Source organism: Rhodococcus sp. P4_E4, from assembly GCF_056401575.1.
This window is the reverse complement of record NZ_JBFUJB010000004.1, coordinates 1-24,465: the sequence shown is the minus strand read 5'-3', so window position 1 is coordinate 24,465 and position 24,465 is coordinate 1. Positions and strand designations below refer to the sequence as shown.

The following is a 24,465-nucleotide window of genomic DNA, read 5'->3' as shown; positions in this document are numbered from 1 at the left end:
AGGCCCTACTTGCCGCGGATTGCGTCGAATACCTTGGGATCGACCAGGGTTGAGGTGTCTCCGAGGTCGCGGCCTTCGGCGACGTCGCGCAGGAGGCGGCGCATGATCTTGCCTGATCGGGTTTTTGGCAGTTCCGGCACGATCGTGATCTGACGCGGCTTGGCGATGGGGCTGATGTCGGTGGAGACCTGCGCCTTGAGCTCGGCGATCAGAACCTCACCGGTGTTCTCGACGCCTTCGCGCAGGATGACGAACGCGACGATGCCCTGTCCGGTGGTCTCGTCCGCGGCACCGACGACGGCGGCTTCGGCGACTCCGTGATGGTTCACCAGTGCCGATTCCACCTCGGAGGTGGAGATGCGGTGACCGGAGACGTTCATGACGTCGTCGACGCGGCCGAGGACCCAGAGGGCGCCGTCGTCGTCGTACTTGGCGCCGTCACCGGCGAAGTACCAGCCTTCTTCGGCGTAGCGGGACCAGTAGGTGTCGCGGTAGCGGTCCATGTCGCCCCAGATGCCGCGGAGCATCGCCGGCCACGGCTCGTCGAGGACGAGGTAACCGTTGCCGCCGGGGCCGAGGGGCTTGGCGTCGTCGTCGACGATCTTCGCGGAAATGCCCGGCAGCGGTGCCATCGCGGATCCGGGCTTGGTGGCGGTGATACCGGGCAGCGGGGAGATCATGATCGCGCCGGTCTCGGTCTGCCACCAGGTGTCGACGATGGGGGCCTTGTTGCCGCCGATGACGTCGCGGAACCAGCGCCACGCTTCGGGGTTGATGGGCTCGCCCACAGATCCGAGCAAGCGGATCGAGGACAGGTCGTGGGCGTCGGGGATTTCCCGGCCCCACTTCATGAACGTGCGCACGAGGGTGGGTGCGGTGTAGTAGATGGAGACGCCGTACTTCTCGATGATGTCGAAGTGGCGGTGCTCGTTCGGGGAGTTGGGGGTGCCTTCGTAGACGACCTGGGTGACACCGTTGGAGAGGGGGCCGTAGACGATGTAAGAGTGTCCGGTGACCCAGCCGATGTCGGCGGTGCACCAGTAGACGTCTTGTCCCGCTTTGTGATCGAAGACGTTGTGGTGGGTGTACGACGCCTGGGTGAGGTAGCCGCCGGAGGTGTGGATGATGCCCTTGGGCTTACCGGTGGTGCCGGAGGTGTAGAGGATGAACAGGGGATGTTCGGCGTCGAAGGCCTGCGCTTCGTGCTCAGGTGAGGCCTGCGCGACGGTCTCGTGCCACCACAGGTCGCGGCCGTCGGTCCACTCGACGTCGATGCCGGTCCGGTTGACCACCAACACGTTCTGGACGGAGTCGGCGCCGGCGACGGATTCGTCGACCGCTGTTTTGATGGGTGCTGCGGCGCCGCGTCGCCACTGGCCGTCGACGGTGACGACGAGCTTGGCTTGGGCGTCGTCGATGCGCGAGCGTAGGGCAGTGGCGGAGAATCCGGCGAAGACGACCGAGTGGGTCAGGCCGAGGCGGGCGCAGGCGAGCATGGTGACGATCGCTTCGGGGATCATCGGCATGTAGATCGCTACGCGGTCACCGGCGACGAGGCCGAGGTCGGTGAAAGTGTTTGCGGCGCGGCTGACTTCGGCGAGGAGGTCGTTGTAGGTCAGATTCCGGGAATCGCCTGGTTCGCCTTCGAATGCAATGGCGACGCGGTCGCCGTTGCCTGCGAGGACGTGGCGGTCGACGCAGTTGTAGGCGACGTTGAGTTTTCCGCCGACGAACCATTTGGCGACGGGGGCGTCGGTCCAGTCGAGGACGTCGGTCCATTTCTCGTGCCAGTGAAGGCGCTCAGCCTGATTCGCCCAGAAAGCGAGGCGGTCGGTATCTGCGGCAGCCTGCAACTCCGGTCCCGCGTTGGCGGCCGCAGCGAACTCTGCGCTCGGCGGATATGCCTGGGGGACGTCTGTTTCGGCTGCGCTTGTCATGGCTGACGGCCTTCTTTCCACATTGATCGACACTTTTCTGACTCCGTGTGAGGGTAGTCACAAGCTCGCTCAAACGCACCGTTGCATCACGTTGCAACCCGTTGTCCTGCGACGATCGGTCGAATCGATGCGACGGGTGGTCACTTCCGCCGACGAATGAATGTGCCCGAATTCAATTACCCCCAATTTTCCAACAATGGGTGCGGTGCGCGCTTCGGGTTCGATGTGTCTATTGTCAAACCATTATTCGACCGCAACTCGAAGTCACGTTCACTTTCAGTTGTAGGCGACACGACGCCGGCAGTTACGGCTGTCGGCAGGCCGCGAGCATGCTCGGGGTCACTTAGATGTGGAAGGAATTCCTTTGCGTATCTCACGCATAGCGACCGGCGCGGTCGCGCTCGGAATGACGGCAGTGCTGATCACGGCATGTTCGTCCGGCGATTCGTCGGGCGGATCGTCCAGTGGCGTCGTCAACGCCTGGGCGGGCGAGCCTCAGAACCCGTTGATCCCCACGAACACGAGTGAGAACATGGGCGGCCGCGTCCTCGACTCACTGTTCTCCGGTCTCGTTTCGTACACCGCAGACGGCGGTACGGAGAACGAGGTTGCCGAGTCCATCGAGAGCACCGACGGTCAGAACTTCACCGTCAAGCTCAAGGACGGCTGGACCTTCACGGACGGCACCCCCGTCACCGCGAAGTCGTTCGTCGACGCGTGGAACTACGGAGCCCTCTCCACCAACGCTCAGCTTCAGGCATCGTTCTTCGATCCGATCAAGGGCTACGACGAAGTTGCCGCCGAGGTTCCGACGGCACAGACCATGTCGGGTCTGAAGGTTGTGGACGACTCCACCTTCACCATCGAACTCAAGCAGCCCGAGTCGGCGTTCCCCGATCGCCTCGGCTTCACGGCGTACTACCCGCTGCCCGAGGTCGCGTTCAAGGACATGACCGCCTTCGGTGAGAACCCGATCGGCAACGGCCCGTACAAGCTCGACGGAACCGGCGCGTGGCAGCACAACGTCCGCATCGACACCGTCGTGAACCCGGACTACAACGGCAACCGTAAGCCGAAGAACGCCGGCGTCGACTTCATCATGTACAACAGCCTCGACACGGCGTACACCGATCTCCTGGCCAACAACGTCGACGTTCTCGACCAGGTTCCGCCGAGCGCCGTCACGACCTTCGAGTCGGACCTGCCCGGACGCACCGTCAACCAGCCGTCGGCAACCATCGAGACGTTCACGATCCCGGGTCGCCTGCCGCACTTCAGCGGCGAAGAGGGCATGCTCCGCCGTCAGGCGATCTCGATGGCGATCAACCGCGATCAGATCACCCAGCAGATCTTCAACAAGACCAGGACGCCTGCACTCGACTTCACCAGCCCCGCAATCAAGGGCTGGAACGACTCGCTGACCGGTAACAGCAACGTGAAGTTCGATCCCGAGGCGGCCAAGGCTGCTTGGGCCAAGGCCGACGCCATCGCACCGTGGTCCGGCAGCTTCGAGATCGCCTACAACTCCGACGGCGGACACCAGGAATGGGTCGATGCCACGGCGAACAGCATCCGCAACACCCTCGGTATCGACGCGAAGGGCAAGCAGTACGCCACCTTCGCTCAGATCCGCACCGAAGCCACCGACCGCACCATCCAGAGCTCTTTCCGCTCCGGTTGGCAGGGCGACTACCCGCAGCAGTACGGCTTCCTGGCGCAGAACTACCAGACCGGCGGCAGCTCCAACGACGGTGACTACTCCAACCCCGAGTTCGACCGCCTCCTGCGCGAATCGGCCGGCCAGACCGATCAGGCGAAGGCTCAGGAACTGCTCGATCAGGCCCAGGAAGTCCTGCTCAAGGACCTGCCCGCAGTTCCGACGTGGTACCGCAACGCTGCCAGTGGATGGTCGGAGAACGTTTCCAACGTGACCATCAGCTGGAACGGTGTTCCGGTCTACGAAGACATCGAAAAGAACTGACGCGTAGAACGATCCGCATCTGAAACGTGAGTTCGGGGCGGCAGGCGCCCTGCCTGCCGTCCCGAACTCGTGTTCACACCGGACTGTCCGCTGACGTACACGATCATCGACAAGGAGGTGATCCGATGCTCTGGTACATCGGTCGCCGAGTGCTTCAAATGATCCCGGTTTTTCTCGGGGCCACTCTTCTGATCTACGCCATGGTCTTCCTGCTTCCCGGTGATCCGATTGCCGCGTTGGCGGGCGACAAGGCGCTCAGTCCGGCTGTGGCAGCACAGCTTCGGGAGCGCTACCACCTCGATCTCCCCTTCTATCAGCAGTACCTGCTGTACCTGAAGGGCATCTTCACGCTGGACTTCGGCACGTCGTTCTCCGGACGACCTGTCAGTGAAGTTCTGGCACAGGCATTTCCGATCACGATGAAACTTGCCTTCATGGCACTGATCGTCGAGACGGTCTTCGGTGTCGGCTTCGGCCTCATCGCGGGCCTGCGTAAGGGCGGATTCTTCGACAGCACCGTCCTGCTGTTCAGCCTCGTTCTCATCGCCATCCCGATCTTCGTGATCGGTTTCCTGGCTCAGTTCTTCATCGGCGTCAAATGGGGCATCGTCCCGCCGACGGTCGGTGGCAACACCAGCTTCACCAATCTCCTGCTCCCTGCCCTGGTTCTTGGTTCGGTCTCGTTTGCGTACGTACTGCGACTGACCCGAACGTCCGTGGCGGAGAATCTGACTGCCGATTACGTCCGCACCGCTACCGCCAAGGGACTTTCCCGTGGACGAGTGGTTCGCGTGCACGTGTTGCGCAACTCGCTGATCCCCGTGGTCACGTTCCTGGGTGCCGACCTCGCGACGTTGATGGGCGGCGCCATCGTCACCGAGGGCATCTTCAACATCAACGGCGTCGGTGGCACGATCTACCAGGCCGTGACCAGAGGTGAAGCGCCGACGGTGGTTTCGTTCGTCACCATCCTGATCGTGATCTACCTGATCGCGAATCTGCTCGTCGACCTCTTGTACGCCGCGCTCGATCCGAGGATCCGCTATGTCTGAGACCGTGAAGACCGGACGCGCAGTCCGGCAAAGTCATTTCGTGGCACCGCCCGAAGTTGCGGCACCGGGGGAGACGGACGCCGTCAAACTCGATCAGGCGCCGACCAGCATGTGGACCGATGCGTGGCGCGACCTACGCAAGCGCCCCCTGTTCATCATCTCGACGATCATCATCCTCGCGGTCATCGTCATCGCAGCGTTTCCGAGCTTGTTCACGAGCACCGATCCGCGGTTCTGCGACCTGACCTACAGCATGCAGGGGCCGACCTCAGGGCACTGGTTCGGTTTCGACCGCCAGGGCTGTGACGTGTACTCGCGCACCATCTACGGTGCTCGCGCATCCGTACTCGTGGGCGTCGGTGTCACTGCGTCGGTGCTGGTGATCGGCGTGATCTTCGGTGCGCTGTCCGGTTTCTACGGCGGATGGACCGATTCGATCCTCTCCCGTGTCGCCGACATCTTCTTCGGCATCCCGCTGATCCTGGCTGCCATCGTCCTGATGCAGCTGTTCACCGATCGCACCATCTGGACCGTCGTCGGCGTGCTGGCGCTCTTCGGCTGGCCGCAGATGGCAAGAATTGCTCGAGGCGCGGTGATCTCGGCGAAGAACAACGATTACGTCATGGCTTCGGAAGCGTTGGGTGTCTCGAAGCTCAAGACACTGATCCGCCACGTCATCCCGAACTCGTTGGCGCCCATCATCGTGGTCGCCACCATCTCGCTCGGTACGTACATCGTTGCCGAGGCGACGCTGTCCTTCCTCGGTATCGGTCTTCCGTCCACCGAGGTTTCGTGGGGCGGCGACATCAGCAACGCTCAGGTGACGCTGCGTCAGGGTTCGACCATTCTGTTCTACCCGGCAACGGCTTTGGCGATCACCGTTCTCGGATTCATCATGATGGGTGACGCTCTGCGCGACGCCCTCGATCCCAAGTCGCGGAAGCGGTGAGCACGATGACCACCAAGGAAACTCTCACCTCGGAGGAAACTCCGTTGCTCGAGATTCGTGATCTCGAGGTGTCTTTCCAGTCCAATTCCGGTCCGGTTCCGGCAGTTCGAGGCGTCAGCCTGACCGTCTACCCGGGTCAAACGGTCGCGATCGTCGGCGAATCGGGTTCGGGTAAGTCCACCACCGCCCACTCGATCATCAATCTGCTTCCCGGCACCGGCAAGGTGACGGCAGGCGAGATCATCTTCGACGGCAAGGACATCTCGAAGGTCTCGGAGAAGGACTTCGTCCACATCCGGGGAAGCCAGATCGGTTTGGTTCCGCAGGACCCGATGTCGAATCTGAATCCCGTGTGGAAAGTGGGCTTCCAGATCGAGGAAGCACTGGCCGCCAACGGGATCGCCAAGGGCAAGGCAGCCAAGGTTCGGGCCGCCGAACTGCTCGAAGAGGCAGGACTCGCCGAAGCCGAGAGCCGGTTGGGGCAGTACCCGCACGAGTTCTCGGGCGGTATGCGTCAGCGCGCACTCATCGCGATCGGGTTGTCCGCTCGTCCGAAGCTCCTGATCGCGGACGAGCCGACGTCGGCGCTCGACGTCACCGTCCAGCGTCAGATCCTCGACCACCTCGACGGTCTGACAACGGAACTCGGCACCGCCGTTCTGCTCATCACTCACGATCTGGGCTTGGCCGCCGAGCGCGCCGAGCATCTGATCGTGATGAGCAAGGGTCGTATCGTCGAATCCGGTCCGGCACTGGAGATTCTGAAGCGCCCGCAGCATCCGTACACGCAGAAGCTGGTCGCTGCTGCGCCGTCGTTGGCGTCGAAGCGGCTCAGCTCGTCGGTGGCGCGCGCCGAGATTCGCGAACAGGCGGAAGAGGTCGCCGAAGCGGTCAAGGCCGAGGAAAGTGCGGCAGAGTCCTTCGGCAAGGCGACCGACGACGTTCTTGTCGTCGATCATCTGACCAAGGTGTTCAAGCTGCGCAAGGGTTTCCGCAAGACCACCGACTTCACAGCCGTGAACGACGTGTCCTTCAAGGTCCGCCGCGGAACCACGACTGCAATCGTCGGCGAATCGGGTTCCGGTAAGTCGACGGTCGCGCAGATGGTTCTCGGTTTGCTCGAGCCCACTGCAGGCAACGTGGTCTTCGACGGTCAGGACGTGTCCAAACTCGGTGCGAAGGAAACCTTTGCGTTCCGTCGTCGAGTGCAGCCGATCTTCCAGAACCCTTACGGCACGCTCGACCCGATGTACTCGATCTACCGCACGATCGAAGAGCCGCTGCGTACCCACAAGGTCGGGACCAAAGCCGAACGGGAGGCTCGCGTCCGCGAACTTCTCGACAAGGTCGGTCTGCCCCAGTCGGTCATGCGACGGTTCCCGAACGAGCTCTCCGGCGGACAGCGTCAGCGCGTCGCAATTGCGCGAGCGTTGGCACTTCAGCCGGAGGTCGTGATCTGCGACGAGGCGGTCTCCGCTCTCGACGTACTCGTGCAGGATCAGATCTTGACCCTGCTCAACGACCTGCAGGCAGAGTTCGGGTTGACGTACCTCTTCATCACGCACGACCTGGCCGTGGTTCGTCAGATCGCGGACAACGTGTTGGTGATGTCGCGTGGCTCGATCGTCGAATCGGCACCGATCGACGATGTGTTCGGCAATCCGCAACAGGACTACACCCGCAAGTTGCTCGACGCGATTCCCGGCGGGTCCATCACGCTGGGAAGCTGACGCAACAGGTAGGTAGGCAAGTCCGCAGAGGGGCTGCAAGGGTACCGTCGTTGATCGTGACGGACCCCTTGCAGCCCCTCGTCGATCTTCCAGGCGTACGCGCCGCCGCCGATCATGCGCGCGACGCTCTGGGTGAGGTTCATCGGCACAAGACCAACCGTCGCGGTTGGCCCACCACTGCCGCCGAAGCCGCGGTTCGCGCTGCGCGAGCTTCCGCATCGCTCGCCGGTGGCACCACCGAATTGCCGGCCGAGGGCATGGCCGGTGATCCGATTCTCGCGGGTGCTCTGCGCGTGGCTCAGGCTCTGGACGGCGACAGTCTTCCGCTCATGGAGTCGACGTGGAAGCGCGCCCCGCTGCAGGCTTTGGCCCGGCTGCACCTGCTGGCCGCGGCAGACCTCGTCGAGGACGCGGATCAACTGGGACGGCCACGGTCGGATCGCGGAGTGGGGGAGCGGTTGGACGCTCTCGCACAACTCGTTACCGGCGGAACCAGTGCGCCGGCGCCGGTTCTGGCGGCCGTCGTACACGGAGAACTCTTGGCGCTGAGCCCGTTCGGCACCGCTGACGGCATCGTTGCACGTGCGGCTTCGCGTCTGGTTGCGGTCTCGTCCGGGTTGGATCCGCACAATCTGGGAGTCCCCGAGGTCAGTTGGCTTCGGCGGCCGCAGGCGTACACGGACGGCGCGGCTGGATTCGCTTCGGGAAATCCAGCGGGTGTCGGCAGTTGGGTGATCTTGTGCTGCGGAGCTCTCGAAGCCGGTGCGCGAGAAGCGACTTCGATCGCCGACGCGGCGACTGGATAGTCTGCAACAGGGCGGGGCCGGCACATAACGAACGGGCGGCGCTGCCGATAAATCGACTTCGCCGCCCGTCAGCACGGACTACTCGTTACCAAGCGTGCTCGGTGGGTTGTGTGGGTGGCCTCGGCGAGGGATCGCACTTTCTGAGGTCGTCCCCGCAACCGGTGCGGGGTCCTCGCTCAAATTGAACGAATCTCGCAGGCCCACAACGCTTCTGCCCTTATAGTGGCTTGTGCTCCGCGTGGGTGCCCTAGTGCCCGTGCTAGGAATTTCGGTTGGGGAAACGGTCCTTCTCTTCCGAGCCGTTCCTGGCCTTCCGTTCTTCCGTAACTCCTTTGTACCCTGTGTCCGGGCTCACAGCAAGTACCAATTTTTGTTTGTGGGCATTGGATTTCAGCGTTTCCGACGCAGTAGCCCGAAGGTCATGGCGCCGGCCACCAGAGCTGCGATTCCCACCGCGGCAGTTGTGGCGACCGTCGTCGTGGACTGGGCTGACAATCGCGCGCGAAGCGAGACCGGGTTCGAGAAAGTCAGTATGGGCCAACCGTTTACGGCCGCTTCCTTGCGTAATGCACGATCGGGGTTGACTGCGGTGGGATGTCCGACCGCCTCGAGCATGGGCAAATCGGTCACCGAGTCGGAGTAGGCGTAACTGGCGGCGAGGTCGTAGCCGTATTCCGCGGCGAGTTTTTCCATCGCCTCGACCTTGCCCGGACCGTAGCAGTAGAAGTCGACCTCGCCGGTGTAGTGGCCGTCTTCTTCCCTCATCGACGTCGCCACGGAATGGGTGGCGCCGAGGGCGCGGGCGATCGGCGCGACGATTTCCTCGCCCGACGCCGACACCACGATGACGTCGTGTCCACGCAGCTTGTGATCTGCGATCAGATCGGCCGCCTCGGCAAAGACGAGTGGGTCGACGATGTCGTGCAGAGTCTCCGCGACGATGGCCTTCACCTGTTCCACGTCCCAGCCCGCGCACATCGCAGTCAGGTGCTCGCGCATGCGCTCCATCTGATCGTGATCGGCGCCGGACAGAAGAAACAGGAATTGCGCATAGCTGCTCTTGAGAACCGAGCGCCGATTGATCAGACCCTGGGCGAAGAATGGCTTGCTGAACGCCAGGGTGCTCGACTTCGCGATGATCGTTTTGTCCAAATCGAAGAAAGCGGCTGTCCGCCCGGTATTCAGTCCGTTCGCAGGCTTGTCGGTCACAGGAATGAGGATAGTCCGACAGGCGGTTCGTGTGCTCCTCGGCAAGCGTCCTCTTTCGGCGAAAAACAGCAGTTCAGTGCAGCTCAGGCTTGCATTTCTCGCCAATGGCGGGTGTAAGATCGTTGCTGTTCGATTCGTTCGAACTAGTTCAGCCCGACCCCCCGGGGCTGAACTCAGACGGCCCCCGCCTCCTCCCCCCATTGGCGGGGGTCGTCCTCTGTCTCAGGCCTGTTTCTCCACAACTTCCCAGTTGTCCACAGGCTCTCTCGACCCACTGTTTTCGGTGCCGGTGCTCGTTCAGGCTCTGCAGTCATGAACACGACGATCAACTCTCGGGAAACCGGGGCTCCCATTCTGGTTCTCGTCGACGACGCGAAGGTCCTCGCGAGCGTGCGACGCGTCGCTGCCGCGGTGGACCGCCGTCTGGACGAGGCCGAGCATCCCGTTTCCCGGCAACAGTGGAACCGGGCCTCGGCGGTCGTATTGGACGCGTCGGCTGCGCGGGATGCTCTGGCTCGTTCCCCTAAACGAACGCGAGTGTTCCTCGTGTGCGACGGCACACCGACCGTCGACGACTGGAAGAGCGCCACCGCGATCGGAGCCGACAGCGTTCTGTCCCTGCCGGAAGAGGAGAACGCGTTGGTCGCAGTTCTGGCCGGCCACGTAGACGTGAGTGGTGACGGCACCGTCGTGAGCGTGGTGGGTGGTTGTGGCGGCGGCGGAGCCTCGGCAACAGCTGCGGCTGTCGCGTTGACGTCGGCGGCACGTCACGTCCCGACGTTACTGGTGGACGTCGACGCCCTCGGCTCCGGCGCTGATGTGCTGTTGGGCATCGAGACGACCCCCGGATTGCGTTGGGGTGCACTGACCGTCGAGGGCGGGCGGTTGGCCCCGGATGCGCTGCGCGATGCCCTGCCGGCAAAGGGAAAGTTCTTGAGGGTTCTGGCGAGCAGTCGCCGCGAGATCGACGGTCCGACAGTGACCGCCGTTCGCGCCGTGCTGGACGCAGGTCGCAGTTCCGGCGGACTCGTGGTCTGCGACGTGCCACGTCATCCCAGCGAGGTAGGTCAGGCCGCGTTGGAGATGTCGGATTTGGTTCTCGTGGTGGTTCCGGCCACCGTGGCTGCGTGCGTCGCTGCCGAGAAAGTCGGAGCCTGGGTGGTGCGACACAACTCCAATGTCGGGCTCGTCGTGCGTGGGCCGGCGCCGGGAGGCCTACGCGGCGCCGATGTGGCAGACATGCTCGGCCTGCCGCTGACGGCCGTGATGCGCGGCCACCGCTCGCTGGCGCCGATGCTCGAGCGCGGTGGCCTCGAATTGACCCGAGGTTGTCCGCTGAGTGTGGTGGCAACGGCGGTACTCGACGCCGTCGAATCCGGCGCACGCCCGCGCAGGGCTGCGGCATGAGCGCGTTGGTCACGACAGAACTGCTCGACCGAGTTCGCGAGCGGCTGACGGCGTCGTCGGTCGCCGAGCCGACGGCGGCCACCGTTGCCGACGCCGTGCGAGCCGAGTCCTCCGGCGTTCTGGCGGACACGGATCTGTTGGAGGTCGTCAGGGTGCTCCAGACGGAACTGACAGGCGCAGGGCCGCTCGAACCACTGCTGCACGAACCCGGTGTCGCCGACGTACTGGTGACCGCGCCGGATCAGGTCTGGGTGGACCGCGGGGTCGGCCTCGAAAGGTCCGGGGTCCGGTTCACCGACGAGGCAGCCGTGCGTCGACTGGCGCAGCGGTTGGCACTGTCGGCAGGTCGACGCCTCGACGACGCCCAACCGTGGGTCGACGGCCGTCTGCGGGGCGTCGGCGACGGGCACTTCGGGGTGCGACTTCATGCCGTACTCGCACCGGTGGCCCAGGGCGGAACCTGCGTGTCACTGCGAGTGCTGCGGCCCGCAACACAGGGTCTCGACGCGCTGTGTGCTCACGGCGCCGTGGAACCGGACGCGCGCGAACTCCTCGATCGCATCATCTCTTCTCGCTTGGCCTTCCTGGTGATCGGCGGGACCGGCGCGGGAAAGACCACGTTGTTGTCCGCCATGCTCGGCGCGGTCGACCCGCGCGAGCGAATCGTCTGCGTCGAGGACGCGGCCGAACTAGCGCCGCCGCATCCGCACGTCGTCCGCCTCGTCGCCAGGGCTCCCAACGTCGAGGGCGTCGGAGAGGTGACGGTGCGCGATCTGGTTCGGCAGGCACTGCGGATGCGTCCCGATCGCATCGTCGTCGGTGAGGTCCGCGGTGCAGAGGTGACGGATCTGCTTACGGCGATGAACACCGGCCACGACGGCGGCGCCGGCACAGTTCACGCCAATTCGCCCGAAGAGGTGCCGGCCAGACTCGAGGCGTTGGCTGCGCTCGGCGGTATGGATCGCCACGCGTTGCACAGTCAACTTGCCGCGGCAGTTCAAGTGATCCTGCACGTACACAGATCGGCCGACGGATCGAGGCGTCTCGAACAGATCGGCGTCATCGACCGCGGTGCGGACGGATACGTACAAATCATGCAGGCATGGCCGGACGGCGATTCGGGTCGTGAGCGGCTCGAGCGGATGTTCCGGCTTCGCAACTGGGAGGTCGGGAGGTGACAGTTTCCTTCCTGGTCCTCGCGTTGGCGGTCGTGCTTGCACCCGTGCGGGATTCACGTGCGCGGCTCGCTACGTACAGGCCGACTATCCACAGGCCCGCCCGGCGCACTCCGTGGGAGTTCGTCGCCGCATTTTTCGCGGTGTCGGCCGCATGGGTAATCGGAGGCTTGTCGGCAGGATGCGCGGCGGTCGTCCTCGCCGGAACCTTGATCTTTCGTGGGCGCCGCGCGAAGGCGGCCGAAAACCGGGACCTCTCACAGAAGATGCTGCTCTCCGGTCTGGAGGTGCTGATCGCCGAGCTGAGCGTCGGCGCGCATCCCGCAGTTGCCAGTTCTGTTGCAGGCGAGGAATGTAGCGGCGAAGTAAGTGCGGTGTTCCGGTCCGCTGGGGCCAGGGCGCGTCTCGGTGGTTCTGCCGCGGCGGCCTTCGCGGTACCGGATTCGTGCATCGAGCGTGAGTTCTCCCGCATCGGATCCGTCTGGCGGGTCGCAGACCAACACGGTCTGGCTCTGGCTGAACTACTCGGCGCGGTCCGGACGGACATGTTGGGGCGTAGACGCTTTCGTCAGCGCACCGAGGCCGGGTTGGCGGGCGCTCGGGCGACGGCTGCGGTGCTGGCTTTTCTACCGCTGCTGGGGATCGGCCTCGGCCAGTTGATGGGGGCGTCGCCTCTGCGCGTGCTGTTCGGCGGTGGGCTCGGCGGCGTGCTGCTCGTGATCGGAACTGCCTGTGTCTCAGCTGGTTTGCTCTGGACCGACCGGATAACTGCGAAGGTCACGTCGTGAGTTGGGCATCCGTGGCGATGATCGCGTTGGCGCTCGCGATCATTCCCGCTCGCCGCGGCGCTTCGGCCAGGGCGGCAGAAATTCTGTTCGCGGACACAACAACAGAAAATTCGGTTTCAGCCCCGGACAAGCCGGATCCACTCGCAGTTGCCGCAAGTCTCGACCTTCTCGGGGCCTGCCTGCGAGCGGGGCTTCCCGTCTCCGCCGCGATCACAGCGATGGCGTCGACCGCGCCGAAACCGATGGCCGACACGCTCAGTCGCGTGGCCGACCTTCTCGCGCTCGGTGCCGACCCCGACGCCGCGTGGAGCGAAGCCGCTCTCGATCCCGATACCGAGGCGCTCGCCAGAATGGCTCGGCGTTCCGCCCGTTCGGGTTCGTCGCTGTCCTCGTCCATGGCCGAACTCGCCGAGCGCAGTCGAGGTGACGCCGAGGATCTGGCTGCTGCCGCGGCCGAACGTGCGGGAGTGCTGATCAGCGGTCCACTCGGACTGTGTTTCCTGCCGGCGTTCATCGCCTTGGGCATCGTCCCGGTGGTGATCGGGCTTGCCACGACTGTGCTCGGTAACGGCCTGTTGTGAGCCGGATCCGTGTGAAAGCTCCTGCGGCAGAACTGCTGCCACAGGTTTTGATTGAAGGGGGAAAAATGATTTCGAAGACGTTCAGGACGATGTCGGCCAGATTTGCGCTGTTGGTAACGGAGGACGACGGTATGTCTACCGCGGAGTATGCGATCGGCACGATTGCGGCTGCCGCATTCGGTGCCGTCCTGTACACGGTTGTCACCGGCGACTCCATTGTCTCGGCGCTGACGGGCATCATCGACAAGGCGCTCAAGACAGCTGTGTGATGTTGTCCACGAGAGGTATTCGGCAAGCCGACGACGGCGCCGTGACGGTCGAGGCCGCGATTGCTCTGGCTTCGATCGTCACGGTGGTCGTGCTGTGTATCGGTGGTGTCCTCGCGGTGTCGATGCAGGTTCGGTGTGTCGACGCCGCTCGTGAGGCCGCGCGGTTGGTGGCACGTGGTGATCGTGAGTCTGCGGTCGCCACGGCCCGCCGGATCGCACCCCAAGATGCGTCGATCTCGGTGGAGATCGTTGACGGCTTTGCCGTTGCCGTTGTCAGCGCCGAGAGTACGTTGCTGCCGTTGGTCGACATTTCTTCCGAGGCTGTGGCAGCTGTGGAGTCAGGGGTGGAAGAGGGGTGAACCTACGTGACGACGAAGGTGTTGCGACGGTTCTGGCGTGCTGCGTTCTGGCAGCGATCGTGATGGTGACTGGTGGGACGCTGCATGTCGGGTCCGCGGTGGTGGCCCGGCACACTGCTCAGTCGGCCGCTGATCTTTCGGCTCTCGGCGGTGCGGGCGCCTTGGACGGAGGTGAGGCGTCTGCGTGTGCGAAGTCCGCGGCGATCGCGGAGCGTATGCGTACGGTGCTCGCGGAATGTGAGGTGCAGGGGTGGGATGTAGTTGTCGAGATACGTGCACCGGTGTTGTTGTCGGGCTTCGGGATCGGCGATGCGCAGGCCTACGCTCGTGCGGGTCCGATCGGCTGATCGTGTCTCAGCTGATCGTATCGATGACGGCGGTCAGAACCTTGACCGCGCCGTCTTTGTCGAGTGGGTCGTTTCCGTTGCCGCACTTGGGTGAATAGACGCAGGACGGGCATCCGTGAGCGCACTCGCAGGAGAGTATGGCGTCGCGCGTCGCGGTGAGCCACCGTGACAGTTCGCTGTGCCCCCGGTCGGCGAACCCGGCGCCGCCGGCGTGACCGTCGTAGACGAAGACGGTCGGGAGTCCGGTGTCCGCGTGCATCGCCGTCGATACGCCGCCGATGTCTCCGCGGTCGCAGATCGCCACCAGTGGCAGCAGGCCGATCGCGGCATGTTCGGCGGCATGCAGTGATCCGGGGAACCGTTCGGGCGGCACCCCGATGGATTCGAGTAGTTCCGGCGTGACCGTGTACATCACTGCCCTGGTGGGCAAAGTGTGTGCGGGCATGTCGAGTTCGATCGAGTCGAGGACTTCACCCGAAGTCAACCGTCGTAGGTACCCGACGACTTGATGTGTCACCTCGACCTGGACGAGAGCGACGGCGATGTCGCCGTAGTTCTTGTGCTCGAGTTGTTCGGTGATCGTGATTTCGGTGGTCTCGCGGGCCGAGGTGGTCCAGTCCGGATTCTCGGTGTGTACCAATGCGAGTCCGACGTCGAGGTCCAGTTCATCGACGACATAGGTCTCGCCTTGATGAATGTGCACGGCACCGGGATGAACTGTGGCCGGAGCGCGGCCCGCATCGACAGTACCCAGCATCCGGCCGGATTCACCGTCGACAATGGCCACCTGAGTTCCGATACCGCCGCGAATGTCCAAAGAGCCGTGGGGGTTCGAATCGGCGGTGACGAACCATCCGTGCTTTCGGCGCCGGATCTTGCCTTCCTCCGACAGCCTGGTCAGAACCTCGAGAGCCCCGAAAGCGTCCACCTCGACATCGGAAAGTGGGAGTTCCATTGCAGCGCAGAGAAGTTGTGGTCCCAGGACGTACGGATTTCCGGGATCTGTCACCGTCGCCTCGACGGGTTTGTCGAGTACCGCCGACGGATGGTGAACGAGGTAGGTGTCGAGTGGATCGTCGCGGGCGATCAACACGACGAGTGAACCCTCGCCGCGTCGCCCGGAGCGACCGGCCTGCTGCCAGAACGAGGCAACGGTCCCCGGGAAGCCTGCCACGACAACGGCGTCGAGGCCTGCGATGTCGACGCCGAGCTCCAGCGCGTTGGTGGTGGCTGCGCCCAGCAGCGTGCCGTCGGCGAGCGCAGCTTCCAGTTCGCGACGGTCCTCGGCCAGATATCCGGCGCGATACGACGCGACTCGCTCGGCGAGGTCCGGGTCCACCTCGGCGAGTAGACGTTTGGTGGCCATCGCGGTCAGTTCGGCACCGCGGCGGGAGCGGACGAAGGTGAGAGTACGGGCGCCCTCGATCATGAGGTCAGCCATGATCCGCGCTGCTTCCGCGCCCGCGGGACGTCGTACCGGGCTACCGTTTTCGCCGGTCAATGCCTCGAGTAGCGGCGGCTCCCACAGTGCGACGGTGCGTGGGCCGTGCGGCGATCCGTCTTCCGTGACCTCGGTGCAGTGTGCGCCGATGAGCCGCGAGGCCGCTGCGCCGGGATCTGCCGTGGTCGCGCTGGCCAGGATGAAGGTAGGTTCGGCGCCGTAGCGCGCTGCAATCCTGCGAAGTCGCCGGATCACGAGCGCGACGTTGGATCCGAAGACTCCCCTGTAGGAGTGGCATTCGTCGATGATCACGTATTTCAGGTTGCGGAAGAAGTGCGCCCATCGCTGATGGGTGCGGAGCAGCGAAATGTGGATCATGTCGGGGTTGGTGAAGAGCCAGCGTGAGTTCTCGCGTGCCCAGGTGCGGAGTTCCTGCGAGGTGTCGCCGTCGTACGCACTGGCGTTCGTGCTGCGAAGTTCGACGTCGAAGTCGGTGAGGGACAGCACTGCTCGCAGTTGATCCGAGCCCAGCGCTTTGGTGGGGGAGAGGTACAGGGCAGTTGCGAGCGGATCGGTCGCCATGGCCGTCAGCACCGGGAGTTGGTATGCCAGTGACTTACCCGACGCCGTACCGGTGGCCACGACCACGTGTTTTCCCTCGTGAGCAAGGTCGGCGGCCTCACTCTGGTGGATCCACGGGGACCGCACGCTGTGCTCGGCGAGCGCGCGTACGACGCTGGGGTGCACCCACTCCGGCCATTCGGTGAACTCGGCTACGCGAGCAGGCAACTGCGCGGTGAACATCAGTGGTTTTTCGCTTCCACTGACCCCGGCGACGACGCGATCGAGCAGCATCTGCCCGTAGGTGTCGCCAGGCTTCCCTCCCGGGGCGGGGATCGGGGAAGGTGCGTTCACGTGACTCTCCGGGCTCGGCGTTGGGGTGTGGCGGCAATCGGAAACTGTCGCTACCTGCAGTTTTGATGATACGCAACGGCCGGCGGTCTTGGTGGAACCGGGTGGTCGGCGCGCAAGCGGGAAGCCACGATCGTGGGCCGTTTTTCTCGTAGCGAACTTTTAACGTTTTTAGTTCCCTTTTCGACTGTTGTGCACGCGGAGAACATGGTTGACTGACAATCGGTCGCAGCTTCTGTGTTCGTAGGCTTGAGAAAGTGCACGCTCGCAGGATCGTTGTTGCGGGCGCGGTGCTCTGCCTTTCCTGAGGGGGAAATAAAGACGTACAGCGGTCGGAACCGGCCCGGTGGACTGTAAGGGCTGTTCACCGAATCCGGTGTTAGAAAGAGAAGGAAAAGCATGGCACAGGGCACTGTGAAGTGGTTCAACGCTGAAAAGGGCTTCGGCTTCATCGCTCCCGAAGACGGTTCCGCAGACGTCTTCGTTCACTACTCCGAAATTCAGGGCAACGGCTTCCGTACCCTCGAGGAGAACCAGCGTGTGGAGTTCGAGGTCGGCCAGGGCACCAAGGGTCCCCAGGCTACCGGCGTTCGCGCGGTCTGATTTTTCCGCTCACTCGCTGAGCGATTAGTTCGGACAGTATTTGTCCCCCATCGCATCCGTGCGGTGGGGGACAAATCTTTTCGGGCTGAGCCAGTCTTTCTCTGTCCGAGGTAATGCACGCAGCTGTTCGACCACGGCCGGTCGTCTATGCCGTCAGTACCTTCGTGGCTTACGTTTCACTCTGTGAGCCAACTGTCCTTTTTCTCTGCCGAGTCGATTCCACCTGCCGTGACGGACCTCGCCGGAATGCTGGCCGGACCGGGTCAGGTCGTGACCTCGGAGGACCGGGCCCGGATCTCGATCGTCGTGGATCGGGACTGGAGAGCGCAGGCCGTTGCCGAGTTGATCGCGCAGTGCGGACTCGGGGCCGAGGTGACGCGTAGTGAAGAAGGCAGCCCATTGGTCCGCACTCAGTCGACGCCCGCACTCCTTCCGCTGTCCGTGCAGTGGACCAAGGGAGCTGTGAAGGCGGTGCCGGTCGGTTGGGTACCGAACTCCCGCCAACTCCGGGTGTGGGCCGTCGCGGCCGGCAGGCTCGAAGAAGGCGGCGAGCGATTCGTGTTCGGCCTCGACCCCCATGCCAAGGAGACGCACGCACCGCTGGCTCAGGCCTTGATGCGGGTTGGTATCGCGCCGACTCAACTGGGTAACCGGACACCGGGCCCGGGGCTCCGTGTGTCGGGAAAGAAGAGACTGACAAAGCTCGTCGAATACCTCGGTGAGGCGCCGAAACACGTCGACACTTCGGTCGCCTGGCCGCACGTCTGACAGTGCTCTTGCCTCGTGTCCGACGGTGCTCATGCCGCGTGTCCGACGGAGCCCATACTGTACTGATCTGCACGAATGTCTTGCGGGTATGTCACTCTGTAAAGAGAGACACGGGGTATAACTTGCTCCACACGTCTAGTTCTGAAGATCTGCCGACGGCAGTGAACGTCCAAAGGAAGGCTCGGGCAGCAGGTGGCTAAAGCGGACAACGGCAGCGGTCAGGGAGCGTCCGGTAACCCTCGTCGCCTCGTGATCGTCGAGTCACCGACCAAGGCGCGCAAAATCGCTCCCTACCTCGGTAAGGACTACGTCGTAGAGGCATCGGTCGGTCACATTCGCGACCTGCCGCGAGGCGCAGCAGACGTTCCGGCCAAGTACAAGGGCGAGTCATGGGCCCGTCTCGGCGTCAACGTCGATCACGACTTCGAGCCGCTCTATGTCGTGAGCCCGGAAAAGAAGGGCAAGGTCGCCGAACTCAAGTCTCTGTTGAAGGACGCCGACGAGCTCTTCCTCGCAACTGACCCCGACCGTGAGGGCGAGGCAATCGCCTGGCATCTCCTCGAGACTCTCAAGCCCAAGATTCCGGTTCGTCGAATGGTCTTCCACGAGATCACCGAGCCGGCAATCCGTGCTGCCGCCGAAGACACCCGCGAACTCGACACCGACCTCGTCGATGCTCAGGAAACCCGCCGCATCCTCGACCGTCTCTACGGTTACGAGGTCAGCCCGGTTCTCTGGAAGAAGGTCATGCCGAAGCTCTCGGCCGGCCGCGTCCAGTCGGTGGCCACTCGCGTCATCGTCCAGCGTGAACGCGAGCGCATGGCGTTCAAGTCGGCGTCGTACTGGGACATTTCCGCGACGCTCGACGCCGGTGCAGAGGCCAGCCCGCGTAGTTTCGGTGCTCGCCTGGTCTCCGTCGACGGTTCGCGTGTCGCCTCCGGCCGTGATTTCGGAGCTGACGGAAAGCTCAAGGGCAGCGCGGTCACCGTGCTCGACGAGGCGTACGCGCGTCGTCTCGCGGAAGCGTTGCAGGGCGTCGACCTCACGGTTTCCTCCGCCGAGGACAAGCCGTACACGCGCAAGCCTTACCCGCCGTTCATGACGTCGACGCTCCAGCAGGAAGCCGGACGCAAACTTCGTTTCACGTCCGAGCGCGCCATGCGTATCGCGCAGCGTCTGTACGAAAACGGCTACATCACCTACATGCGTACCGACTCGACGACGCTCTCGGAGTCGGCGATCGCAGCCGCTCGTGCGCAGGCCACCGAGTTGTACGGTCCGGAATACGTGCATCCGACGCCGCGTCAGTACACCCGCAAGGTCAAGAACGCGCAGGAAGCGCACGAGGCGATCCGCCCCGCCGGCGACGTGTTCCAGACCCCGGGTCAGCTGCACTCCAAGCTCGATTCCGACGAGTTCAAGCTGTACGAACTGATCTGGCAGCGGACCGTCGCTTCGCAGATGGCCGACGCCCGCGGTACGACGCTGACGCTCCGCATCTCCGGCACGGCAGGCACCGGCGAGGACTGCACGTTCTCCGCTTCGGGTCGCACCATCGTGTTCGCCGGCTTCCTCAAGGCTTACGTCGAAAGTGTCGACGAAGAAGCCGGCGGTCAGTCCGACGACGCCGAATCCAGGCTTCCGGTACTGGTCAAGGGCCAGGAAGTCACGGCCACCAAGCTCGATCCGGACGGGCACAGCACCAACCCGCCCGCTCGCTACACAGAAGCCAGCCTGATCAAGACGCTCGAAGAACTCGGCATCGGCCGTCCTTCGACCTACTCGTCGATCATCAAGACCATCCTCGATCGCGGATACGTCTACAAACGTGGCAGCGCGCTGGTTCCGTCCTGGGTGGCGTTTGCCGTCATCGGACTGCTCGAGGTGCACTTCGGCCGGCTGGTCGACTTCGACTTCACGGCAGGAATGGAAGACGATCTCGACGCGATCGCCGGTGGCCGTGAGCAGCGCGGCAACTGGCTGAGCAGCTTCTACTTCGGCGGCGAGACAGGCGCAGAAGGTTCGGTCGCCCGCGAGGGCGGGCTGAAGAAGATGGTCGGAGTCAACCTCGAGGAGATCGACGCTCGCGAGGTCAACTCCATCCGTCTCTTCGACGACGCCGAGGGCCGCGAGGTGCACGTGCGCGTCGGCCGGTTCGGCCCGTATCTCGAGCGCATGGTTCAGAACCCGGACGATCCCGAAGGCGATCTGATCTCGCAGCGGGCAAATCTTCCCGACGACCTGCCGCCGGACGAGCTCACTCCCGAGTACGCCGAGAAACTGTTCTCGACGCCTCAAGAGGGCCGCAAGCTGGGCGTCGACCCACTGACGGGCCACGAGATCGTCGCGAAGGAAGGCCGCTTCGGTCCCTACGTGACCGAGATCCTGCCCGAACCGCCGGCCGAGCCGGAACCGGACATCGTTCCCGTCTCCGCTCCCGAGCCGGAAGAAATCAGTTCGGGCAGTACCAAGACTGCGGTGAAGAAGGCCGCAGCCAAGAAGGCACCCGCGAAGAAGGCTGCCAAGAAGGTCGCGGGCCCCAAGCCGCGGACGGGATCGCTGCTCAAGTCCATGGATTTGGCGACGATCACCTTGGAAGATGCACTTCGTCTGCTGTCGCTTCCGCGCGTGGTGGGTGTCGACCCCGAATCCAAGGAAGAGATCACCGCGCAGAACGGCCGTTACGGTCCGTACCTGAAGAAGGGCACGGACTCACGCTCGCTCGCCAACGAAGAGCAGATGTTCACCGTCACGCTCGACGAAGCGCTCAAGATCTACGCCGAGCCGAAGCGTCGTGGGCGTCAGGCATCGGCAACGCCTCCGTTGCGTGAGTTGGGCGTCGATCCGGTCAGCGAGAAGCCGATGGTGATCAAGGACGGCCGTTTCGGTCCGTACGTCACTGACGGCGAGACCAACGCCAGCCTTCGCAAGGACGACGACGTCGAATCCATTTCTGATGCTCGTGCGTCGGAGTTGCTGGCTGATCGTCGGGCCCGCGGTCCCGTCAAGAAGAAGGCAGCAGCCAAGAAGGCTCCGGCAAAGAAGGCCGCTGCCAAGAAAACAGCCGCAAAAAAGGCCCCGGCCAAGAAGGCTGCCGCCAAGAAGGCTCCGGCGAAGAAGGACTCGTAAGGCTTCGTCGGTGCCGACGGTTAGGGTTTTTGCATGAGTACTGAAGTGGCCGAACGAGGTGTGTTCGGTCGGCTGGTGGGTCAGCACGACGTCGAGCAGAGCCTGCGTGATGCTGCGCTGTCGGCTCGTGGCGATTCCAGCGGCTCGGAGATGACCCACGCGTGGCTCTTCACCGGGCCACCCGGCTCTGGTCGTTCGGTTGCTGCTCTCTGCTTCGCCGCAGCCCTGCAATGCACCTCCGACGGTGCACCAGGGTGCGGTGAGTGTCATGCGTGTACGACGACGATGGGTGGAACCCACGGTGACGTACGACGGATCATCCCCGACGGCCTGAGCATCAGCGTCAAAGGCATGCGCGAGATAGTCAACATCGCTTCGCGTCGGCCGACGACGGGGCGGTGGCAGGTCATCGTGGTCGAGGATGCCGATCGTTTGACCGAAGGCGCAGCCAACGCCCTGCTGAAGGTTGTCGAGGAGCCACCGGACCGCACGGTCATCCTGCTCTGCGCGCCGACGACCGATCCGGAAGACATGTCTGTCACCCTCCGTTCGCGGTGTAGGCACATGCCGTTGGTGACGCCGTCCGTCGAATCGATCGCCCAGGTACTGATCGACCGCGACGGGCTGGATCCGGAGCGAGCGAGAATCGCCGCATCGATCAGCGGCGGACATGTCGGTCGGGCGCGGCGCCTCGCCACTGACGAGAGCGCGCGGGACGAGCGTCAGCGTTCGCTTCGGCTGGCCGCAGACGCGATCGGTGCTTCGACGGCGTACAAGGCCGCAGAGAACTTGGTGAAGTCGATCGAGGCTGACACCAAGGCGTTCTACGCCGAACTCAAGGAACAGGAACTCGAGGAGCTCAAGGTCTCCTTGGGTGGTGGTGGAACCGGCAAGGGAACAGCCGGGACTCTGCGCGGATCGGCTGGTCTGATCAAGGACCTCGAAGCGCGTCAGAAATCGCGCGACACCCGGGCCCGCCGCGATCTTCTCGACCGGACGCTGATCGACCTGGCCGGCATGTACCGGGACGCGCTTTCCTATTCGCTGGGGTCGACGTCGACGGCGACCCATCCCGACATGGCTCGGCAGGCCGCCGAGTTGGCTGCACGCACGTCCCCGGAGGGGTTGCTCAAGTGCATCGAAGCGGTGCTCGAATGCCGCGAGGCCGTCGACTTCAACGTCAAGTTGCAGTGGGCGCTCGATGCGATGGTTGCCTCCATCGGAGCCGCTTTCCGACCCCCGTTTTCGCGATCCGGGGGTTGACCAGATAGACTCGCCACCGCCGAAAGGCACGCTGCCTTAGCTCAGTCGGTAGAGCATTTCACTCGTAATGAAAAGGTCGAGAGTTCGATTCTCTCAGGCAGCTCGGCCAAGAGCCCCACACCCGGAAATCCGGATGTGGGGCTCTTGTCGTTAGTTCCCAATTCTTGCGTATGTGCGGTTTATCCTGAGTTCGGCGAACACGTGCCTGAACAGGGGAGACCTCGATGTCGGATCAGAACTGGGGACCAGGCCATCCATCGCAGAATCAGCCGCCGTACGGGCAGATGCCGCCGATGCCGCCGCAGGGTTTTCAGCCGCCGACGCCCGCCTATCCGTACGCAAGCTGGATCTCTCGGGTGCTCGCGTCAATTCTCGACGGCTTTGTCGTTCCGCTCCCCGGCGTCATCCTCGCGGGCATCGGAGCAGTGATCGCGTTCTCCGGATCCGAAGTGACCACATACGACGACGGCAGCGTGAGCGCTGAAGGCGGTAATCCGGTCGGGGTGATCGTCATGGTCGTCGGCATACTGGCGATCTTCTTGATCGAGGTGTGGAATCTCGTCTTCAGGCAAGGGAACACCGGACAGACGCTCGGCAAGAAGTGGCTGGGAATTTCGGTGATTCGGGAGTCCGACGGTGTGCCTCTCGGCCCGGTGATGGCGCTGCTTCGTTGGATCATGATGGCGATCCTGGGTGGCGCCTGCTTCCTCAACTATCTCTGGCCGCTCTGGGACTCGAAGCACCAGTGCTGGCACGACATGGTGGTCCGGTCGGTAGTCGTTCGCGCGCGCTAGTCGCTGCCGAGGTCTCTTACAGTGGGTGTCATGGAGTTGGAAGTGGTCGCAAGTCGACGACGCGCGCTGGCCGCACCCGTCGGTGTTGCTGCAGTGGCGGTGGCGGCCGCCGCGGTTCTCCACTTCCGTGATCCCCACAGTGCGGGTAGTTACGGCGTTTGTCCGATGTATGCGTTGACGGGATTGTGGTGCCCGGCGTGTGGTGGCCTTCGTGCGGTCAATGACCTGACTAATCTGGATGTTGGCGCCGCAGTGTCCAGCAATGTCTTGATCGTGCCGTTTGTCGCGGTGTTGGTGATCGCGTGGATCGGTTGGACAGTGCGCCGTTGGAAAGGCACGCGGGATCGCATGATCGTGCTTCGGCCGACTGTGACGATCGTGGTGCTCGGAGTTCTCGTTGCATTTACGGTTGTTCGAAACACCCCGTGGGGGAGCTGGCTCGCGCCGGCGTGACGGTAAGAGGTCGACATGGCACTGCAGGTTTTTTCGCTCATCGTTCTGCTCGGCGCGCTGATCATCCTGATTCCGACGGCACGACGTGTCTTCGGCAAGAAGGACGACGAGTAGGCCTCGACAACTGGGCCGGAGCGGCACATGCTGGCGGTATGGCTGATTCGTTGAAAGCGCGCGTCAAGGAAAAGCTACTGAGGCAACTCGCCGAGGACGGTCGGCACCCGATTCAGGAAGCTGAGGGTGACGATCCCCGGCTGGTGTCGATCAACGACGATCTCGAAGCGTTGGAACAGGCCGAGGAAGGCGATCCGATCGTCGAAGAACTGGCCGAGAGGTACTGGGTTCCGTGAAGTTTACCGACCGCAGTGCTCTGACCTGGCGATTTGGTGTTGTGTTGATCTTCGCGTAACTTTGTCCAGGTCAGAGCGACACGGACACCGACTCCCACCTGCGAGGGTGAGTGACACGAGGTTGTACGAAGTGCCTGGCGAACACAATCCAGTTTTTCTTCA

At 63.7% G+C, this 24,465-nt stretch carries 22 protein-coding genes and 1 tRNA gene; 20 read left to right on the top strand and 3 right to left on the bottom strand.

The window, feature by feature from the left end:
- Nucleotides 1-5: 5 nt before the first annotated feature.
- Nucleotides 6-1,937, bottom strand: coding sequence for an acetate--CoA ligase (gene acs, locus AC1DVN_RS06195; protein WP_021342686.1), 1,932 nt, complete (start codon nucleotides 1,935-1,937; stop codon nucleotides 6-8).
- Between the two features lie 364 nt (nucleotides 1,938-2,301).
- Here acs and AC1DVN_RS06190 point away from each other — a divergent pair, with 364 nt between their 5' ends.
- The 5 genes from AC1DVN_RS06190 (at nucleotide 2,302) to AC1DVN_RS06170 (ending at nucleotide 8,455) form a co-directional block, all read left to right on the top strand.
- Nucleotides 2,302-3,918, top strand: a complete 1,617-nt coding sequence (locus AC1DVN_RS06190; protein WP_020968269.1) for a peptide ABC transporter substrate-binding protein — start codon at nucleotides 2,302-2,304, stop codon at nucleotides 3,916-3,918.
- Nucleotides 3,919-4,043: 125 nt separating this feature from the next.
- Nucleotides 4,044-4,970 (top strand): ABC transporter permease, encoded by a 927-nt coding sequence (locus AC1DVN_RS06185; protein WP_019746637.1) that lies wholly within the window; start codon nucleotides 4,044-4,046, stop codon nucleotides 4,968-4,970.
- Nucleotides 4,963-5,919, top strand: a complete 957-nt coding sequence (locus AC1DVN_RS06180; protein WP_019746638.1) for an ABC transporter permease — start codon at nucleotides 4,963-4,965, stop codon at nucleotides 5,917-5,919. Before AC1DVN_RS06185 ends, AC1DVN_RS06180 begins: the two co-directional genes overlap by 8 nt.
- Before the next feature lie 5 nt (nucleotides 5,920-5,924).
- On the top strand, nucleotides 5,925-7,649 hold the full coding sequence (locus AC1DVN_RS06175; RefSeq protein ID WP_020968270.1) for a dipeptide ABC transporter ATP-binding protein: 1,725 nt from the start codon (nucleotides 5,925-5,927) through the stop codon (nucleotides 7,647-7,649).
- Nucleotides 7,650-7,705: 56 nt separating this feature from the next.
- A complete protein-coding gene (locus AC1DVN_RS06170) occupies nucleotides 7,706-8,455 on the top strand; it encodes a Fic family protein (RefSeq protein ID WP_020905979.1) in 750 nt (249 codons plus the stop codon).
- A gap of 390 nt (nucleotides 8,456-8,845) precedes the next feature.
- Here AC1DVN_RS06170 and AC1DVN_RS06165 read toward each other — a convergent pair whose 3' ends face one another.
- Nucleotides 8,846-9,664 carry an HAD-IB family hydrolase gene (locus AC1DVN_RS06165; RefSeq protein ID WP_019746641.1) on the bottom strand — a complete coding sequence of 273 codons (819 nt, stop codon included), beginning with the start codon at nucleotides 9,662-9,664 and terminating at the stop codon, nucleotides 8,846-8,848.
- 312 nt (nucleotides 9,665-9,976) lie between these two features.
- Between AC1DVN_RS06165 and ssd the strand changes: the two genes are divergently transcribed.
- The 7 genes from ssd to AC1DVN_RS06130 all read left to right on the top strand — a co-directional run bounded on the left by ssd (nucleotide 9,977) and on the right by AC1DVN_RS06130 (nucleotide 14,590).
- A complete protein-coding gene (gene ssd, locus AC1DVN_RS06160; RefSeq protein WP_092765748.1) occupies nucleotides 9,977-11,071 on the top strand; it encodes a septum site-determining protein Ssd in 1,095 nt (364 codons plus the stop codon).
- Nucleotides 11,068-12,249 (top strand): TadA family conjugal transfer-associated ATPase, encoded by a 1,182-nt coding sequence (locus tag AC1DVN_RS06155; protein ID WP_477993625.1) that lies wholly within the window; start codon nucleotides 11,068-11,070, stop codon nucleotides 12,247-12,249. The genes ssd and AC1DVN_RS06155 overlap by 4 nt, the downstream gene beginning before the upstream one ends.
- Nucleotides 12,246-13,034, top strand: coding sequence for a type II secretion system F family protein (locus AC1DVN_RS06150; RefSeq protein WP_446695077.1), 789 nt, complete (start codon nucleotides 12,246-12,248; stop codon nucleotides 13,032-13,034). The genes AC1DVN_RS06155 and AC1DVN_RS06150 overlap by 4 nt, the downstream gene beginning before the upstream one ends.
- Nucleotides 13,031-13,615 carry a type II secretion system F family protein gene (locus AC1DVN_RS06145; protein ID WP_060939215.1) on the top strand — a complete coding sequence of 195 codons (585 nt, stop codon included), beginning with the start codon at nucleotides 13,031-13,033 and terminating at the stop codon, nucleotides 13,613-13,615. Before AC1DVN_RS06150 ends, AC1DVN_RS06145 begins: the two co-directional genes overlap by 4 nt.
- A 65-nt stretch (nucleotides 13,616-13,680) precedes the next feature.
- Nucleotides 13,681-13,884: a DUF4244 domain-containing protein gene (locus tag AC1DVN_RS06140; RefSeq protein ID WP_020905984.1), complete on the top strand. Its 204-nt coding sequence runs from the start codon at nucleotides 13,681-13,683 to the stop codon at nucleotides 13,882-13,884.
- The gene (locus tag AC1DVN_RS06135) at nucleotides 13,884-14,243 is read left to right on the top strand and encodes a TadE family type IV pilus minor pilin (RefSeq protein ID WP_020968274.1); all 360 of its coding nucleotides are present in this window, start codon (nucleotides 13,884-13,886) and stop codon (nucleotides 14,241-14,243) included. Before AC1DVN_RS06140 ends, AC1DVN_RS06135 begins: the two co-directional genes overlap by 1 nt.
- Nucleotides 14,240-14,590, top strand: coding sequence for an Rv3654c family TadE-like protein (locus AC1DVN_RS06130; RefSeq protein WP_172932532.1), 351 nt, complete (start codon nucleotides 14,240-14,242; stop codon nucleotides 14,588-14,590). The genes AC1DVN_RS06135 and AC1DVN_RS06130 overlap by 4 nt, the downstream gene beginning before the upstream one ends.
- Nucleotides 14,591-14,597: 7 nt before the next feature.
- Here AC1DVN_RS06130 and AC1DVN_RS06125 read toward each other — a convergent pair whose 3' ends face one another.
- Nucleotides 14,598-16,886, bottom strand: a complete 2,289-nt coding sequence (locus tag AC1DVN_RS06125; RefSeq protein ID WP_029537450.1) for a DEAD/DEAH box helicase — start codon at nucleotides 16,884-16,886, stop codon at nucleotides 14,598-14,600.
- 456 nt (nucleotides 16,887-17,342) lie between these two features.
- On the opposite strand from AC1DVN_RS06125, the gene cspE reads away from it, so the two are divergent.
- From cspE to AC1DVN_RS06085, 8 genes are all read left to right on the top strand, one after another.
- Nucleotides 17,343-17,546, top strand: coding sequence for a transcription antiterminator/RNA stability regulator CspE (cspE, locus tag AC1DVN_RS06120; protein ID WP_003946117.1), 204 nt, complete (start codon nucleotides 17,343-17,345; stop codon nucleotides 17,544-17,546).
- A 183-nt stretch (nucleotides 17,547-17,729) separates the two neighbouring features.
- On the top strand, nucleotides 17,730-18,314 hold the full coding sequence (locus tag AC1DVN_RS06115; RefSeq protein ID WP_003946106.1) for a hypothetical protein: 585 nt from the start codon (nucleotides 17,730-17,732) through the stop codon (nucleotides 18,312-18,314).
- A gap of 192 nt (nucleotides 18,315-18,506) precedes the next feature.
- Nucleotides 18,507-21,443, top strand: coding sequence for a type I DNA topoisomerase (topA, locus tag AC1DVN_RS06110; RefSeq protein ID WP_019746651.1), 2,937 nt, complete (start codon nucleotides 18,507-18,509; stop codon nucleotides 21,441-21,443).
- A gap of 33 nt (nucleotides 21,444-21,476) precedes the next feature.
- The gene (locus AC1DVN_RS06105; RefSeq protein WP_019746652.1) at nucleotides 21,477-22,706 is read left to right on the top strand and encodes a DNA polymerase III subunit delta'; all 1,230 of its coding nucleotides are present in this window, start codon (nucleotides 21,477-21,479) and stop codon (nucleotides 22,704-22,706) included.
- Between the two features lie 30 nt (nucleotides 22,707-22,736).
- Nucleotides 22,737-22,809 (top strand) — tRNA-Thr (locus AC1DVN_RS06100).
- 121 nt (nucleotides 22,810-22,930) lie between these two features.
- Nucleotides 22,931-23,500: an RDD family protein gene (locus AC1DVN_RS06095; protein ID WP_030535670.1), complete on the top strand. Its 570-nt coding sequence runs from the start codon at nucleotides 22,931-22,933 to the stop codon at nucleotides 23,498-23,500.
- A gap of 30 nt (nucleotides 23,501-23,530) precedes the next feature.
- The gene (locus AC1DVN_RS06090; protein ID WP_069147164.1) at nucleotides 23,531-23,953 is read left to right on the top strand and encodes a DUF2752 domain-containing protein; all 423 of its coding nucleotides are present in this window, start codon (nucleotides 23,531-23,533) and stop codon (nucleotides 23,951-23,953) included.
- 152 nt (nucleotides 23,954-24,105) lie between these two features.
- Nucleotides 24,106-24,303: a hypothetical protein gene (locus AC1DVN_RS06085; RefSeq protein WP_003946112.1), complete on the top strand. Its 198-nt coding sequence runs from the start codon at nucleotides 24,106-24,108 to the stop codon at nucleotides 24,301-24,303.
- Nucleotides 24,304-24,465: the final 162 nt, after the last annotated feature.